Source organism: Pseudoalteromonas sp. SWXJ133, from assembly GCF_015864365.1.
Taxonomy (GTDB): domain Bacteria; phylum Pseudomonadota; class Gammaproteobacteria; order Enterobacterales; family Alteromonadaceae; genus Pseudoalteromonas; species Pseudoalteromonas arctica.
Genome location: NZ_JADYXJ010000004.1, coordinates 166,970 through 182,772 on the forward strand (window position 1 = coordinate 166,970; position 15,803 = coordinate 182,772).

A 15,803-nucleotide genomic window follows, 5' to 3' on the forward strand; every position below is an offset into this window, starting at 1 on the left:
GAATTAACAGGGCTTTTTTATTACGTGTAAGTTTTTAGCTTACAAACAGTAACGTGCAAACAAGCTCGTTACTGATGCAGCTGTTGGCTTGCCATGCTGCCAATCACCACCTTCAACACCGCTACCTGCAATATCCATATGAACATAAGGTAAAGGTTGTGCAGAGTCGTTACCGTGCTTATCAAGCCCACCAACAATAGCCATAAACGCCATAGGGAACTGATGCCCACGAGCAGTAACAGCAGATGCTGCGTTATTGCTCGAGAGTACATCGTCAGCTAGCGTGCGTGGTTTAATAAAGTCGTAATCTTCACGGCGAGAACGCGATACTTCAGCGCCATCGGCCCACAAATCTCCAAGGTCAGCTATTTGACGTGAAACACCAGCGCTACGAGCTGGACCATTTTCAACATACGCACCGTAAGGGCCCATTGCACGTGCCGCGTGACCCGTTAATGTAGCAACAGTAAACAACGTTGGGTTTATTTCGCCTTTAGCTAAATCTTTCATTTCGCTAAGCAGGTCGCCCATTGCTAAGCGCCCTTCTGCATCGGTATTACCAATACGTACACGGATACCTTCGCGGCTAGTAATAATTTCATCTGGCACAAAACAATCCGAGCCAATAGAGTTACGAACAACGGCTAAGTACGATACCACCTTAACGCCTTTAGGCTGATAATCCGCAACAGCTTTCATAAAGCCCGCAACAGAAGCTGCACCGCCTTTATCACGACTCATGCCTGCCATATGGCCACCTACTTTTAAATCTGCACCGCCTGTATCGTATACAAGACCCTTACCTACAAACATAAGTGTGCGAGTAATTTCACCCTCTGGTACATATTCAAGCTTAACAACACGTGGGTGATGGCGCTCAACTGCATAAGATGCACGAGCAACAGTGCTTAGCATTGGGTAGTTTTTATCAATAGCTGCAATATCATCAATTACTTCAACTGCAATGCTTGAGCCTTTAAATAAATCAACGCAGTAATCAGCAAAACGTGGTGGAGCCATACGCTCAGGTTCAGTGCCACATAAATCACGCGCGGCATATTGGCCAGCTGCAATTGCATTAACAGCTTTGATTGTTTGCTCGCTTGCGCCAACTAAACCAATTTGAGTAATAGGTTCAATACTTTCACCGTGATATTCACGCGCTTCTAATGGCTGCCATAAGGCTTGGCAAGCACCTAAATAAGCAACTTCTAATGCATGCTGATAACGGCTATCACCATTTAAATTTGGTAAAAATAATGCAGGATTAACACTACCCGACGCTTTTGCTTCGTTAATTGCTAATTTAGCAGCATCAAAATAACGGCGAACATCGTCGTAATCTCTATTTAACGGACCCGTTGGCGCAAGTACAACGCGTTTTTTTTCAATCACTAATAAAGTAACTTGTTTACCAATGCGAGAATCAACTTTTGCTTGGTCTAAAATAGCATCACGTAATGAGTTATTTGGTAATTGAGAAAAGTCATCACTAATAATAATAAGCGCATCATGAGATGTGCATTCAAGGCTTGCACTAACCGCTTGAGGGTATGCCATAAATAAAGTCCTGTTAGAAAACATAAGCCCCTATTATCGTCGATTTAAATATTGAAGACCAGCAAGGTGCGATGAGCTAATTATACAACTTGCCAATAAATGGCAACTTGGAGTTACAGGCTTTACAGCTTAATCGAGAATACTCAGTTGGAAGTTTTGTTCTGGCTCGCTTTTAATGCCAACGCCTATGCCAAGTAATCTTACAGGTTGTTGTAGCCCTCGTTGATAGGCCTTAGTAAAGAGTTGAATAAATATTTCTGTGTTTAAATCGTGGTATGCCTGATCGGCTGAGGTCACTACAAAGTTTGCAAACTTCACTTTAACACTCAGCTTATTAATACGGTTTTGTAATTGCTGTTTATTAAGTCTTAAAACTAATTCGTCTAACAATTTTGGCAGCTCATCTAAGCACTCTTGCAAACTTGTTTTATTGTATTCGTAGGTATGTTCAACACTCAGCGACTTTCTGATGCGATCTGTTGATACTTTACCAACATATTCACCTGCACATTTTTGATAAAGCGACACACCAAAATTACCCACATGTTGCTGCATCCAGTTAACGCCTTTTTCACGTACATCCTTGCCGGTATATAAGCCTTTTAAATTTAGCTTTTCGAGCGTTACTTTACCCACCCCCGGAATTTTACCCAGCGGTAATTGCGCTAAAAAATCATCGATCTCATGAGGCAAAACGACAAACTGACCATTAGGCTTTTTTTCGTCACTCGCTATTTTGGCAATAAATTTAATCGGTGCAATACCTGCTGATGCAGTGAGCCCCGTGGCATTGTAAATATCGGCTCTTATTTGCTGTGCAATAAGTGTGGCGCTGCCTTTACAAGCGGTGCTATCTGTTACATCTAGGTAGGCTTCATCTAAAGAGAGTGGTTCAATTAAGTCTGTGTAGCGGTTAAATACTTCACGTATTTGGTTTGAAGCTTCTTTGTATACAGCCATGCGCCCAGGGACAATAACTAAATCGGGGCATAACTGTTTAGCATGATAGTTCGACATAGCCGATCGCACGCCATACTCCCTCGCTATATAGTTAGCGGTTGAGAGCACGCCTCGTCGGCTATTGCCTCCAATAGCAAGCGGTACACATGCAAGTTTTGGATTATCTCGCATTTCTACTGCTGCATAAAAGCAATCCATGTCTATGTGAATAAACTTCTTCATCACCACAACACAACTGTTTATTTATACAGTCATTATTATGTAATCACTTGTGATAAGCAAGCCTAGGGCCTGTTTATCTTTCGAGGTTAAATTTGCAGCAGTATGTTTGGTATTTAGGCAAGGCAGAGCCTATGTAGTGTGGTTATTCCCCATAAATAGGCGATAACGTAGCACAAATGCCAAACATACGCTGCCCGAAGGGTTCTGCCTAGGGGCAATTTACTCTTTGTTGCTCGGTTTTTACTTAGTCCACTAGGTCACAAACCTCGCGCCGCGATTAAATAGCCCCTAGATTGAACAAATTTTAATCCTGAAAGGTCAACAGGCCCTAGTTAGCGATTAAAAAAAGTGCTTATTATCTTCTGATTCTTTATAACTGCTTAGCCAAAACATGACCTCGAATAAAAATCCTGCCAACATTAAAATAATAGCGCCTAATTCATTACCCATTGCGTAGCAGGTAAATGAGGCTATAAAAACCAAACAAGCTAAGGACCAATTAATTATATTGTGCATACATACCTCTGTGTGTTTTTGTGTTTGTCTGTGTAATTTAACTGTAGACCTAAAATTAAATAGGTACAAATCATCTTACAAAAAACATGCTATTAATTACCTTGAGCTCGTAACCCCATGTTGATAATCTAAGTACTTTAAAATTAAGGGCCAATAAATGATGCAAACGTTTAAAGATCAGCACCCTATCCATACCGACATCACCGTAGCGTGGGCTGATATGGATGCACTACAACACGTAAATAATGTGGTGTATTTACGTTACTTTGAAATAGCCCGAATCGACTTCTTAAATAAAATAAATCTGTTCGACACAATAAGCCCTAATGGCGTGGGCCCGGTAATAAGCGAAAATAACATTCGTTATAAACGCCCAGTTACTTTTCCAGATACGCTTACAGTCGGCGTTACTATTTCTGATATAAAAACAGACCGCTTTAATATGAACTATACCGTTTATAGCCATGCACAAAACGCTATAACAACAACAGGCACTTCAAAAGTGGTTATGTTTAATTTTGAAACAGGCCAAAAAGCCCTCATTGCAGAGCCTCTTTTATCGGCGTTAGTTAGCTACTCTCAAGACGAGCAATAAGGAATTCTCATGCAATACAGCCCACTTGGCAGCAGTGGTATTAACGTTTCAAGAGTATGTTTAGGCAGTATGACTTGGGGTAAACAAAACACTCAAAGCGATGCTGATGAACAAATAGCTTACGCACTTGAGCAAGGCGTAAACTTTATTGATACAGCCGAAATGTATGCAGTACCGCCCTCTCCAGAGACCTATGGTAAAACTGAGGAAATTATTGGCGACTGGCTATCGCGTAATAAACAAAAACGCGGCGATGTAGTACTTGCCACAAAAATTGCAGGCAATGGATTATCGTGGGTACGTGATGGTGGCAATATTACGCGCCAAACTGTTATCGAAGCCGTAGACGATTCACTTAAGCGCCTTAAAACCGACTACATTGATTTGTATCAGCTGCATTGGCCAAACCGCTCTACCCCGCACTTTGGCAGACAATGGCCCGGCACTCTTAAATTTACCGACGTAAATACACAAGAGCAGCAAGCTAGTATGCTTGATATTCTAGAGGGCCTTAATGAATGTGTTAAAGCAGGTAAAATTAAGCACTGCGGTTTATCTGACGATACGCCATGGGGTATAAGCCAGTTTTTAAGTTTGGCCAAAGAGCATAACTTACCGCGTATGGTATCTATTCAAAATGAGTTTAGTTTAGCGCACGCTAAAGACTGGCCGTATTTAATAGAACAATGTGTACACGAAGATATTGCCTACTTACCGTGGTCGCCTTTAGCGGCTGGTTTATTAACGGGTAAATACCTAAACGGTGCTCGCCCAGAAGGATCTCGTTGGACCTTCATGCAGCGCAACGGTATTTTTAGAGATACACCAAATGCAGAGCAAGCCACTAAGCAGTATGTTGATCTGGCTCATGCAAACAATATTACTCCAGCACAACTAGCACTCGCATGGTGTAACCAAGTAGATGGCGTAACCTCTTCAATTATTGGTGCAACAAACATAGCCCAATTAAAAGAAGATATTGATGCATTTAACATCACGTTAAGCGACGAAATTCTTAGTGAGATTAACACTATATTTAGAAACCATCCGATGCCTTATTAAGCATGTATGAGTTAAAGCAGCCTTGAATGAGGTTGCTTTTTAACTAGAATATTTGACCCTACTACAACCAACACTATACTTTTATTAAGTTTTCTTAATTCAACGAACACTTATCAATGCTGAAAAACGGATACTATGCATTTTGCTTATTAATTGTATTTAACGCGCATGCTGTTGAGCAAAAAGTACAGCCTTTAAAAGAAATTGTTTGGCTGCAAAGTTACACGCCCCCTTTTCATATAGCTAAAAGCGAAAGTGCACCACAAGGCGGAATTTGCGACAATCTAACTGAGCAACTCATTAGAGCCATAACAGATGTAAAACATACCCGTTTAATTGTCCCTCAGCAGCGTATAAATAAATATTTAAGTGAAGGCAAAAATGTATGTTTTCCGTGTGTTATTTATAAAAAAAATAATAACCAACTACTTAACTACTCAAATCCAACAACGGTATATCCCCCATTTTCAATTATCACGACTAAAGAGCTAAAGCCCAAATTAGAAGAAAAGCACGGCTCGCCTATTCACCTTATTAATTTATTAACCGACCCGCAATACGTATACGGGCAAGCTGCTGCACGTAAATTTACAACTAAAATTAATACAATTATTGAAAATACAAAACGAGATAAAGAGTCGTCGTTAAGTTGGAGTAGCGAAAATGAAAGTCAGGCTGTTATAGCACGCTTGAGTCACGGCTTTTTAGACTACTCAATTGATTACCCGTTTATGGCCGATTACTTTAATAAACAAGGAGAATATACGAATATAGAGAGTGTACCAATTGCAGAAAATGACATTCAATTTATACGAGGAGCAATAGGTTGTGCGGCTAACGCACCTAATAATTTTGCACAGCAAGCGCTTAAAAAAATTAACCGCGCACTAAAAAACAATGTACTACAATCGCCTGAGTATCAACAAAGTCAGCATAATTGGCTTAAAACTACCTTTGCAGACTTTGATCAACACTACCAACAGCAAGTTATTAATTTTTACTTACTTGCCACTGATGCTCAAGCAAGCACTGATCATTAGCATAAAGTGCCACAGCAAAAATACTTTTAGGTGTTACCTCGCCTACGCCCGACGGTGTGCCTGTCATTACTACATCACCATCTTCTAAGCTCATAAATTCACTAATTTCTTGTAAAATTGAGTCCGGATTATGCAGCATAAAATGAGTATCGCCTTGCTGAACTACTTTATTATTAATTTTAAGTTCAAAGGTAAAGTGCTTCATTGCATCAGTTAGCGCTACAAAATCAGTTAAAATTACAGAGCCGTCGAACGCTTTAGCGCGCTCCCATGGAAGTCCTTTATTTTTTAATTTACTTTGCACAGTACGCTTAGTTAAATCGAGGCCGAGTCCAACCCCTACAAACTTTTTATTTTTAACTACAAAACATAGCTCGGTTTCATAATGCAGCGTATCGCCGTTGTGAGCTGCAAATAACGTATTAGTAATTGCGCTATTTGGCTTATTAAATAAAACCATTTGCTCTGGCGTTTCGTTATTTAGCTCTGCAATATGTGCGGTATAGTTTCGACCAACACAGACCACTTTTGTTGGTGTTAATTCTTCAGATACTAACTTTATTGAATGCATATAAATAATGTCTCAGTTATTGGACCTGTTGACCTTTCAGGATTAAAATTTGTTCAATCTAGGGGCTATTTAATCGCGGCGCGAGGTTTGTAACCTAGTGGGCTAAGTAAAAACCGAGCAACAAAGAGTAAATAGCCCCTGGGCAGAACCCTTCGGGCAGCGCATGTTTGGCATTTGTGCTACGTTATCGCCTATTTATGGGGAATAACCACACTACACAGGCTCTGTCTTGCCTAAATACCAAACATACTGCTGCAAATTTAACCTCGAAAGATAAACAGGCCCTAGCTAATAAGCGTTTCAAGTAAGCTCAAATTAATAGGTTTAAGTAAAACTCGGTCAATATTTAAATCTTTTATTTCTCTAGGGTCTGGCTCTGCGCCACTTACAATCACCAAGCGTAGCTCTGGATATCGCTCATTAACTTGCTGGCCTAAATCAATGCCACGCCCATCGGGTAAATGCATGTCTAACAATACCTTATTAAATTGCTGGTCGTGATTAAGTATTTGCAAACATTGTGCGCAGCTAGACGCAATGACGGTTTCAACGCCTAGACTTTCTAAAAGTAGCTGCGTAATTTGCGCTGCATCGTGATCGTCTTCAACAAGTAAAAAGCGCTGCTTTTTCTCGGTTAAGCCATTGCTACAATTTATATCTTTAGCTTGCGGTGCATGCTCTGGCGCTACCAAATAATCTTGCAAACTTTGGTATAAAGCCGCGCTATCAACAGGCTTTGGTATTACATCGTTAAAGCCAAGTGCAGCAAGCTCCTCATGTATGCCTTTCATAGTAGCGGCAGTGAGCGCGATTATTGGGCCTTTGTAACCCATTTTTCTAAGCTCTATGGTAGCTTCCTTGCCGCCCATTACAGGCATGTGAATATCAATAAAAATAATATCGTAAGGCGCTTTATACGCATCTGCAATACGTACTTTTTCAAGCGCTTGCTGGCCGTGTTCGGCATAATCGACGCGCGCACCACAGGTACTGATCATGTGACCAACTAGCATGCGTAAATCACGTAAATCATCAACCACTAATACTCGCCCATGCACTTTGCATGGAGCCAATTTACTTTGTAGTTGCGGGACACTGCTAAAATTAAGTACCTGTCGTTCTACTTCGCTAATATCACCTGGGTAAATCGAAATAGTAAACGTAGAGCCTTTACCAATCTCAGAGTGCAAACTAATATCACCGTGCATACGCGCTAACAATTCAGCACATATTGCCAAACCTAAGCCAGCACCACCCACAGAGCGTGATTCTACATCAGCTATTTGCTCAAACGGTTTAAATATCAGTTCTTGTTTTTCAGGGGCAATGCCCATGCCTGAGTCTTTAATGCTAAAAAATAGCATTTCACGATCATCAACCCATTGCGTCCACGCATTAACAACAATTTCGCCTTTATCGGTAAATTTCACCGCATTGTTTATTAGATTTATTAAAATTTGGCGAACTCTTGTTGCATCAAGTCGTGCAACCAAAGGTAATGGCTGATGAGATTCAAATCGCAGCGTAAGGCCCTTATCTAGCACCGATACGCGCATTAGCGTGTATACATCGGCAAGCATGCTATCAAGGTTAACTTCGCTCAAGGTAAGCTCTAGTTTATCGGCTGCTATTTTAGATAAATCGAGCACATCGTTTAATAGGCTCAATAAGTGTTTACCGTTTCGATAAATAACACCTAATTCATTTTCTGCTTGCTGACTAAAGTCGCTCTGCATTAATAGTTCGGTGTAACCTAAAATAGACGATAGTGGGGTTCTTAATTCGTGGCTTAAATGAGCTAAAAAGCGATCCTTTGAGCGATTTTCAGCTTCGGCTTTTAAACGCTCTACTCTCTCGCCTTCAACATCTTTACGAGCAAGTGCATAACGAATAGCACGTGCAAAACGGCTCGAACTCATTTCTGTTTTTATTAAGTAATCTACTGCACCGGCATCAAGCGCCGCCGAATCTAGTTCGTCGTTTGACTGCCCGGTAAGCATAATAATTGGGCCGCTAAAGCCATTCGCAATGGCCTCTTTTAATACATCTAAACCATTAGATGCACCCAAGCGGTAATCAAGCAGGCAAATGTCGTGCTCATTTTTACTAAGCGTTGCAATTGCCTGCTCTGGGGAGCTTATCCATTGAATGTTAAACGTGTGTGAATCCAATTGGTCCAGATAGTCGCAGGTGAGTATGTAATCATCTTCATCATCTTCTACAAGCAGCAACTGAGTCACTTTATCTAACATACAATCTCCATTAATCGTTAAATGTTGTCGGTAGCTCTACAAACTCTACCCAGTATTTTCCTAGCGTTTTCATCAAATCAACTAAACCATCAAACGTCACAGGCTTAGTAATATAAGATGCAGCACCTAGGTTATACCCTTTAACCATGTCTTCTTCTTGCTTAGACGTAGTTAGTATAACAACCGGAATTCCCTTTAAGTTAGGGTTCCCTTTTATAGCTTCAAGTGCTTCACGACCATCCATTCTTGGCATGTTCAAATCAAGTAATATCAATCCTGGTCGTGGCGATACTGTTTTGTCTTCAAACTTACCTTTACGTTCTAAATATTCAAGTAACTCAACGCCATCTTCAACAAAATGAAGCTCGTTAAGTACACGGCTTTCGGCAAGGGCATCTTGTGTTAACAAACGATCATCTTCATCATCGTCTGCCATTAAAATAGTAATAGGTTTTACTTTTGAATAGGGCATTTAAGCCTCTCCTTGCAATGTGAAAAGCGCAGCTTCCACAGGTAGTTTTATAATGAAGGTTGCACCTTCACCGTCTTTACTTTGGGCAGTAATTGTTCCGCCGTGGCGTTCCACAATACGTCGACAAACAGAAAGGCCAATACCTGTACCTTTATATTCTGAGCGACCATGTAAACGTTGAAACGGTACAAATATTTTATCGGCATAGTCTTGTGAAAAACCAATACCATTATCTTCTATGGTAATAACTTGAAAACTTAAATGTGCATTATGATCCGCACTAAATATGTCTTTATCCTGATAGCTGATTTTTATATGTGGACTTACATCTGGGCGCCTAAATTTAACAGCGTTCGACAACAAGTTTAAAAACAGCTGCTGCATTTGGCTTTTATCAGCCTGAATAACCGGTAAGTCCTCTACATCAACTTGTGCATCTGACTCTTTTATCGCAATTTCTAAATCACTTAATATATCGGTTACTACTTCGTTTAAATTTGTATCATCGAAGTCTCTGCCGCGTGTTGTAATGCGCGAAAACTCTAATAGGTCATTAATTAAGTTAGACATGCGTTGCGCTGCATTTTTCATGCGGCCAATATAATCAATCCCTTTTTCACCAAGCTCATCTTTAAACATGGTTTCGAGGCGGTCACTAAAGGCTTGAATTTTTCTAAGCGGTTCTTGTAAATCATGGCTTGCTACAAAAGCAAACTCCTCAAGTTCACGGTTACTTCGGCTCAATTCATCAGAATATAAAGTTAATTCTTGCGTACGCTCAGACACTTTAATTGCTAAAGTCTCGTTTTGTTTTTCAAGCTCAAAACGATATTGTGCTGCATTTCTTAAATTAAGACGAGTCATCACAAACATACCAATAATGAGTAATAAGCTTGTGATTGCTGTAATAGCAAACGTGATTTTAGCTTCATTCTTAATTTGCGCTAACTTTGAAAAATGACTTACTTTAAAGAGTAATTCACGGTCTTGAATTTCATTAACAGACTCTCTAATTTGCTTATAAAGCTCCCGACCTTTATGTGTATTTAACACATAAATTGCACGTCGCTCTTTGTCATCCAATGCTAGGTTTACAGTTTGCTTTAGCTCTTTAATTTTGCTATCAACTACTACTAATAACTGAGCGATGCGCTCAGCTTGACCGTCAATCTCAGAGTGTAGTGACTTAACATGATCTGTTTGCGCTTCAATTTGTCCAACAGCATCGTAATAAGGCGTTAAATAATCAGTCTCTTCTGTTAATAAATAACCGCGCTGACCAGACTCAGCCTGCACTATTGATAAATGCAGTTGCTCAATTGCCGCAGTCAGCATATTAGTGTTATCTAAACTCTTTTGGGTTTGCGTTAAACCTTGAATCGTATTCAATGCTAAAAATGCGTTACCTACAATAATACTTAACACAACAACTATAAAAGCTGCCCAAGTAATATTTGTCTTACCTTGCTGTTTTTGCTTACTCATTTAGCTTCCCGAATTAGAGTTTGTACAACACTTACTATTTATTGAGAGTCAGTTATTTTTTGTAAACTTTCACTACACTGTTGGCAATTGTTAATAATTTTATCAAGTGCATCTAGCGCTTTTTCTTTTGGCATATCGTTTTCAAGTACCAACTTAATAAGCTCTGCATTCATCGATATACGATTAAGCGGCGCTCTTGCATCGTGTACTAATTTATTTAGTTGCTCTGTTTGGTTATCGGATGTCATGCCCTTCCTCAAATCTATTTATATTCGCCAATACCGCCGTATGCATTAAGGCGGTTATAAAGTGTTTTAGTACTAATACCTAGCATTTGCGCAGCAAGCGTTTTATTACCTTGCACCTTATCAAGCGTTGCATGAATAAGTTCTTTTTCAACTTCTTCAATAGTTTGCCCTGCTGATACTGGCTTTTCAGCCGCTTGGTTATTAACGCGCGAAAAAGGCGACTCTAAGTTATCAGGTAGAGTAATGTAGCTGGTTTGCGGATCGCTCATAATAAATGCACGGTGTATAGCGTGGCGAAGCTCTCGCACATTACCTGGCCATTCATAGCTTTGTAACTCTTTTAGCTGCGCGGGTGTCCAACTAAATGGGGTACCGTTTTCATCATTAAGCTGATCTAAAAAGGCTTTAGCTAATAAAGGAATATCTTCTTTTCTATCGCGAAGTGGCGGTATATCAATAGGAAAAACAGCCAACCTAAAATAAATATCTTCACGAATAATATTATTTTGCGCTAAATCGGTAAGCGAGCGGTTAGTGGCTGAAATAACACGACAATTGGTTGGTATTTCTCTGTTACCACCTACGCGTGTTACTTTTTTAGTTTCAAGTACTCGCAGTAAATTTGGCTGCATATCAATTGGCATTTCGGTTACTTCATCTAAAAACAAAGTACCGTTATTTGATTGCTCAAACACACCTTCTTTACGTGCAATTGCGCCTGTAAATGCGCCTTTTTCGTGGCCAAATAACTCACTACCAATTAACTCTTTTGAAAGTGCGCCACAGTTGCTAGCAACTAATGGGCCTTCGCACTGGCTTGCGTTATGAATAGCTTGAGCCACTACTTCTTTACCTGCACCACTTTCACCCATAAGCATCACGTTAGCATTTGTTTTAGCTACGCGTTCAATCATATTGTATAGCTTTTGCATTGGCTCAGACTCACCAATTAACCCACCAAAGTGGCGTGCAATACCGCTCGACTTGGCTTTTTTAACTGTTTTTTTAGGGCCATTTAAAACGAGTTCTAAATCTTCGCGTTGTAATGGTTTTAATAAATGCCCTACATTTGGCTCACACATTTCAGCTAAAATGCCTTTGACTGAAGGATGACCCGATATAAGTGTAATTTTTGGAGATTGCCCAATCGTTTTTAAATGATCAAGTAAGTGCAAACCGCTACCATCAGGTAACATAAAATCAAGTAGCACATGGTCAAATGTATTATTTTCAAACCATTGATGTGCTTCTTTTAAACTGGTGGCGGTGCTTATATTGTGGCCGAGGAATTCGACTATGTGGCAAACAACGTCACTAAATTCAACGTCATCGTCTACTAAAAGTATGTCTAACATGATAAATCCCTATGCTTTTTTGTTATTCTACGCATCATAAATGCTAATTTAAAGACGTGTCTAGAATCTATTTTTTTAAGTTAATTTAAGTGATTCAATGCCACTTATGTTACCAACTTAATATTTACGTAAGCTTAAAAAAATCGATCATAAAATATAAAAATAATTAAAATCGTTTCTATTTATAGAATGGTAGCAACTGTTATTATCAAAAACCTAAAAAAGGAGACGAAATGCAGCAATTAAAAACCTTAATTCATTCAGGTATTAATATTGACCAAGGTAGTCAGTTTACACGTTTAACAGCTCGCGCCATTGTTATTAAAAATAATAAAATACTTTTAATGTATACAAGCCGCTATGAAGATTACAGCTTACCTGGTGGTGGAGTAGATGAAGGCGAAAGTATTGAACAAGGCTTAATCCGCGAACTAAGCGAAGAAACCGGTGCACAACAAATAAATGTAGTTAAAGCCTTTGGACTCTATGAAGAGTATCGCCCTTGGTATAAAGACGACTTTGATATTATTCATATCAAATCGTATTGCTTTGTATGTAATATTGCCGACGAGTTTGGCAAAGCACAGTTAGAGCATTATGAGCAGCAAAATGGCATGACTGCTAAATGGGTTGATATTAACGACGCAATTGCACATAACGAGCGCACACTTGCTAACAGTGAAAAACAAGGACTCTCCATTTTACGAGAAACCTACCTATTAAAGCGCATTGCTAAAGAACTTCTATAAGTTGAATAAGCATGAGCAATCAATCTTGTAAATTTTGCATCAATCAGAACTTTTTACTGCTTTGGATAATATATTCATAGTAGTAAAAAGTTATTAGCAGAATAATAAACCAAAAATAGACATTACATTTCAATAACTTGAGATTAATTAATGCTGTTTTTTTGATACTGGCTTTCGTTTTGCACTATCACCATTACATAATTTGTAAGGAGATAGAAATGAGTAACACAGTTAAAACGATTAATCCGGCAACTGAGCAAACCATTGAAACCTACACGCTACTTTCTCAAAAAGAAGCTGAACAGGTAATCGAAAAATCTCACGAAACATATTTAAAATGGCGCTTAACGTCGTTCACTGAACGTGCGAGATATCTTAATAAGTTAGCCTCACTTTTCGAAGAGCAAAAAGAATCTATCGCAAAACTCATGACCGAAGAAATGGGTAAAGTATACGAGCAAGGCTTTCAAGAAGTTGAACTATGTGCAGGAATTTGTCGTTACACAGCCGAACAAGGCCCACAAGTACTTGCTGACGAAGAACGTGATATGGACGGCGGCCGTGCAATTATCAGCTACCAACCAACAGGTGTACTGTTAGGTATTCAACCTTGGAACTTCCCGCTTTATCAGGTAATTCGCTACAGTGCTGCCAACATAATGGCGGGTAACACAACCGTATTAAAACATGCTGGTAACGTATTTGGCATGGCTGAAAAAATTGAAGAGCTATTTAAACAAGCCGGTTTCCCAGAGTACTGTTTCAGCAACTTACTCATCGACGGTAAAACCGCCAGCTCACTCATTGCGCACAAATCAATTAGCGGCGTAACCTTTACGGGTAGTGATGCCACAGGTAAAAAAGTAGCTGCAGAAGCGGGTAAACACGCTAAAAAAACAGTGTTAGAACTGGGTAGCAACGATGCATACTTAGTACTCGATGACGCTGATTTAGAGCTTGCAGTCAAAACCTGTGTAACAGGTCGCATGATCAATAACGGCGAAACGTGTGTTTCAGCTAAACGTTATGTTGTTGTTGAGTCACTTTACGATGACTTTAAAGCACAAATTAAAGAGCAGTTTGAAGCCATGAAAATGGGCGACCCAATGGCAGATGACACAGACTTAGGCCCAATGGCTCGTGAAGATTTACGTGATGGCATTCACGACCAAGTAATGGAATCAGTTAAAGCAGGTGCAAACATAGTAACGGGTGGCGAAATACCATCGCAAACAGGTTACTACTACCCACCAACGCTACTTGATAACCTATCACCTGGCATGCCGGCCTACGATGACGAATTATTTGGCCCTGTCGCTTCGCTTATTAAAGCGAAAGATAACGACGATGCTATGCGCATCGCCAACGATTCTCGCTACGGTTTAGGCGGTGGTATTTTCTCAAAAGATGAGAAAAAAGCCATTGAGCTTGCTAAAAAGTACTTCGACACCGGCATGATCAACATTAACGGCTACGGTTTAGCACAACCTAACCTACCATTTGGTGGCGTTAAAGGCAGTGGCTACGGCAGAGAACACGGCGGTTTTGGTATGCGCGAATTTGTTAATGTTAAAAGCATTATGATCGCCAGCTAATTTAGCTGCATAAATGAAACAAGTGTTTTAAATACAGATTCTTAATATGTGTTTAAAACACAAAAATTACTAAGCCTAAAAGTGGGTAACCACTTTTAGGCTTTTTTATGACTTTTAGAAAGTAGTTTTCAGGAGACAATACTTAGTTTTTAGTAAGAGATAGTACCGAGTTTTGGATATATTCGTAGGTGCGATTTTACATCGCGCTTTTAATCTGAGGAGTCGAAGACTGCAAGCATAGCCTTTAATGGGGAATAAATATCGTGGTCTAATTTTATGTTTAATCGTCAACTCTCATACCCACCAAGTGTTCAGTCGTTTTTAATATCCTTGCTAAATAATTTACTGCGGCCTGAACAACTAACCAAGAAATATCACATGTATCTGCATCAGGGTACATTTTACTAGCCATTTGCTCATAAGGATGTATTAGATTTCGGGACCCTCAAAGTGCACGGGAGAACTGTCTAGCATTTAAACCTAACCAACCTATATGATGTGTTACATCAATTACTATTTTTCGCTTACTAGCGTTACTTATAGCTGGCTCTTGGTATTTTACGAGAAAGTTTGATGAGGAATGGAGAATGATTAGGTAATATTTAGCTAGGTACTCAAAGCGCTTTTTCTCAAGCCCTAGTATTAGAAAAGCTATCGAACGCTTAGTGAATAAGCTAAATTGCATAATAATCGAGTTAATTCGTTTATCTGATTTATATTTTCCAACTTCAATAAACTTTGTGCCCATTTTACGTTTCGTATTTTGCTGGAGCATCCATAAAGTGAAAACTGCCCCAGAGTAATAGTAAAAAAAACATGGGCAGAGAAGCCAATATAAGGTCATATTCTACAAAATTATCGCTAAGCCAATAGCATCCAAAAAACACCATGGGATATATTAAAACGCCCCATAGAAAAAATTTATTCATGATTCTATTAAACAATGGAATATTAATACTAGGCTTACTTCCTAAGCCCATAAGACTAGCGATAACTGCAAATGGGTATACAAGTAAAGGAATAGCACCTAAAACCAATAAAGTAAGCCGAAAAAACTCAAACATATAATCGAACATCCAACGTTTTGAACGTATTAACGCTATTCTCAATGACTAAAAAGT

The 15,803-nt window shown here is 39.4% G+C and carries 15 protein-coding genes; 5 read left to right on the plus strand and 10 right to left on the minus strand.

What is annotated here, in order from left to right; translation table 11 throughout:
- Positions 1-39: 39 nt before the first annotated feature.
- Positions 40-1,560, minus strand: a complete 1,521-nt coding sequence (locus I6F40_RS04820; RefSeq protein WP_197192558.1) for a M17 family metallopeptidase — start codon at positions 1,558-1,560, stop codon at positions 40-42.
- Between the two features lie 129 nt (positions 1,561-1,689).
- Positions 1,690-2,742 (minus strand): DNA polymerase IV, encoded by a 1,053-nt coding sequence (gene dinB, locus I6F40_RS04825; protein WP_197192559.1) that lies wholly within the window; start codon positions 2,740-2,742, stop codon positions 1,690-1,692.
- 676 nt (positions 2,743-3,418) lie between these two features.
- Here dinB and I6F40_RS04830 point away from each other — a divergent pair.
- The 3 genes from I6F40_RS04830 (at position 3,419) to I6F40_RS04840 (ending at position 5,955) form a co-directional block, all read left to right on the plus strand.
- Positions 3,419-3,853, plus strand: a complete 435-nt coding sequence (locus I6F40_RS04830) for an acyl-CoA thioesterase (RefSeq protein WP_197192580.1) — start codon at positions 3,419-3,421, stop codon at positions 3,851-3,853.
- Between the two features lie 9 nt (positions 3,854-3,862).
- Positions 3,863-4,915 (plus strand): aldo/keto reductase, encoded by a 1,053-nt coding sequence (locus tag I6F40_RS04835; protein WP_197192560.1) that lies wholly within the window; start codon positions 3,863-3,865, stop codon positions 4,913-4,915.
- A 116-nt stretch (positions 4,916-5,031) separates the two neighbouring features.
- Positions 5,032-5,955, plus strand: coding sequence for an ABC transporter substrate-binding protein (locus tag I6F40_RS04840; protein ID WP_197192561.1), 924 nt, complete (start codon positions 5,032-5,034; stop codon positions 5,953-5,955).
- On the opposite strand, the gene I6F40_RS04845 is transcribed toward I6F40_RS04840, so the two are convergent.
- From I6F40_RS04845 to I6F40_RS04870, 6 genes are all read right to left on the minus strand, one after another.
- Positions 5,906-6,526: a fumarylacetoacetate hydrolase family protein gene (locus I6F40_RS04845; RefSeq protein ID WP_197192562.1), complete on the minus strand. Its 621-nt coding sequence runs from the start codon at positions 6,524-6,526 to the stop codon at positions 5,906-5,908. The two genes, I6F40_RS04840 and I6F40_RS04845, sit on opposite strands and share 50 nt — an antisense overlap.
- A 284-nt stretch (positions 6,527-6,810) precedes the next feature.
- The gene (locus I6F40_RS04850) at positions 6,811-8,778 is read right to left on the minus strand and encodes a hybrid sensor histidine kinase/response regulator (RefSeq protein ID WP_197192563.1); all 1,968 of its coding nucleotides are present in this window, start codon (positions 8,776-8,778) and stop codon (positions 6,811-6,813) included.
- A gap of 10 nt (positions 8,779-8,788) precedes the next feature.
- Entirely contained in the window at positions 8,789-9,250 is a 462-nt protein-coding gene (locus I6F40_RS04855; protein ID WP_002958089.1) for a response regulator, read from the minus strand.
- The gene (locus tag I6F40_RS04860; RefSeq protein WP_197192564.1) at positions 9,251-10,735 is read right to left on the minus strand and encodes a sensor histidine kinase; all 1,485 of its coding nucleotides are present in this window, start codon (positions 10,733-10,735) and stop codon (positions 9,251-9,253) included.
- Between the two features lie 38 nt (positions 10,736-10,773).
- Positions 10,774-10,983, minus strand: a complete 210-nt coding sequence (locus I6F40_RS04865; RefSeq protein WP_007581523.1) for a histidine kinase dimerization/phospho-acceptor domain-containing protein — start codon at positions 10,981-10,983, stop codon at positions 10,774-10,776.
- A gap of 14 nt (positions 10,984-10,997) precedes the next feature.
- The gene (locus I6F40_RS04870) at positions 10,998-12,338 is read right to left on the minus strand and encodes a sigma-54-dependent transcriptional regulator (protein WP_197192565.1); all 1,341 of its coding nucleotides are present in this window, start codon (positions 12,336-12,338) and stop codon (positions 10,998-11,000) included.
- Between the two features lie 233 nt (positions 12,339-12,571).
- On the opposite strand from I6F40_RS04870, the gene I6F40_RS04875 reads away from it, so the two are divergent.
- Positions 12,572-13,087, plus strand: coding sequence for an NUDIX hydrolase (locus I6F40_RS04875; protein WP_197192566.1), 516 nt, complete (start codon positions 12,572-12,574; stop codon positions 13,085-13,087).
- A gap of 218 nt (positions 13,088-13,305) precedes the next feature.
- Positions 13,306-14,682 carry an NAD-dependent succinate-semialdehyde dehydrogenase gene (locus I6F40_RS04880; RefSeq protein ID WP_197192567.1) on the plus strand — a complete coding sequence of 459 codons (1,377 nt, stop codon included), beginning with the start codon at positions 13,306-13,308 and terminating at the stop codon, positions 14,680-14,682.
- Positions 14,683-14,962: 280 nt separating this feature from the next.
- On the opposite strand, the gene I6F40_RS19810 is transcribed toward I6F40_RS04880, so the two are convergent.
- Both I6F40_RS19810 and I6F40_RS04885 read right to left on the minus strand, forming a co-directional pair.
- A complete protein-coding gene (locus I6F40_RS19810; protein ID WP_269435495.1) occupies positions 14,963-15,094 on the minus strand; it encodes a hypothetical protein in 132 nt (43 codons plus the stop codon).
- Positions 15,095-15,431: 337 nt separating this feature from the next.
- Complete coding sequence (locus I6F40_RS04885) at positions 15,432-15,746, minus strand: hypothetical protein (protein ID WP_029751226.1); 315 nt, start codon at positions 15,744-15,746, stop codon at positions 15,432-15,434.
- Between the last annotated feature and the right edge of the window lie 57 nt (positions 15,747-15,803).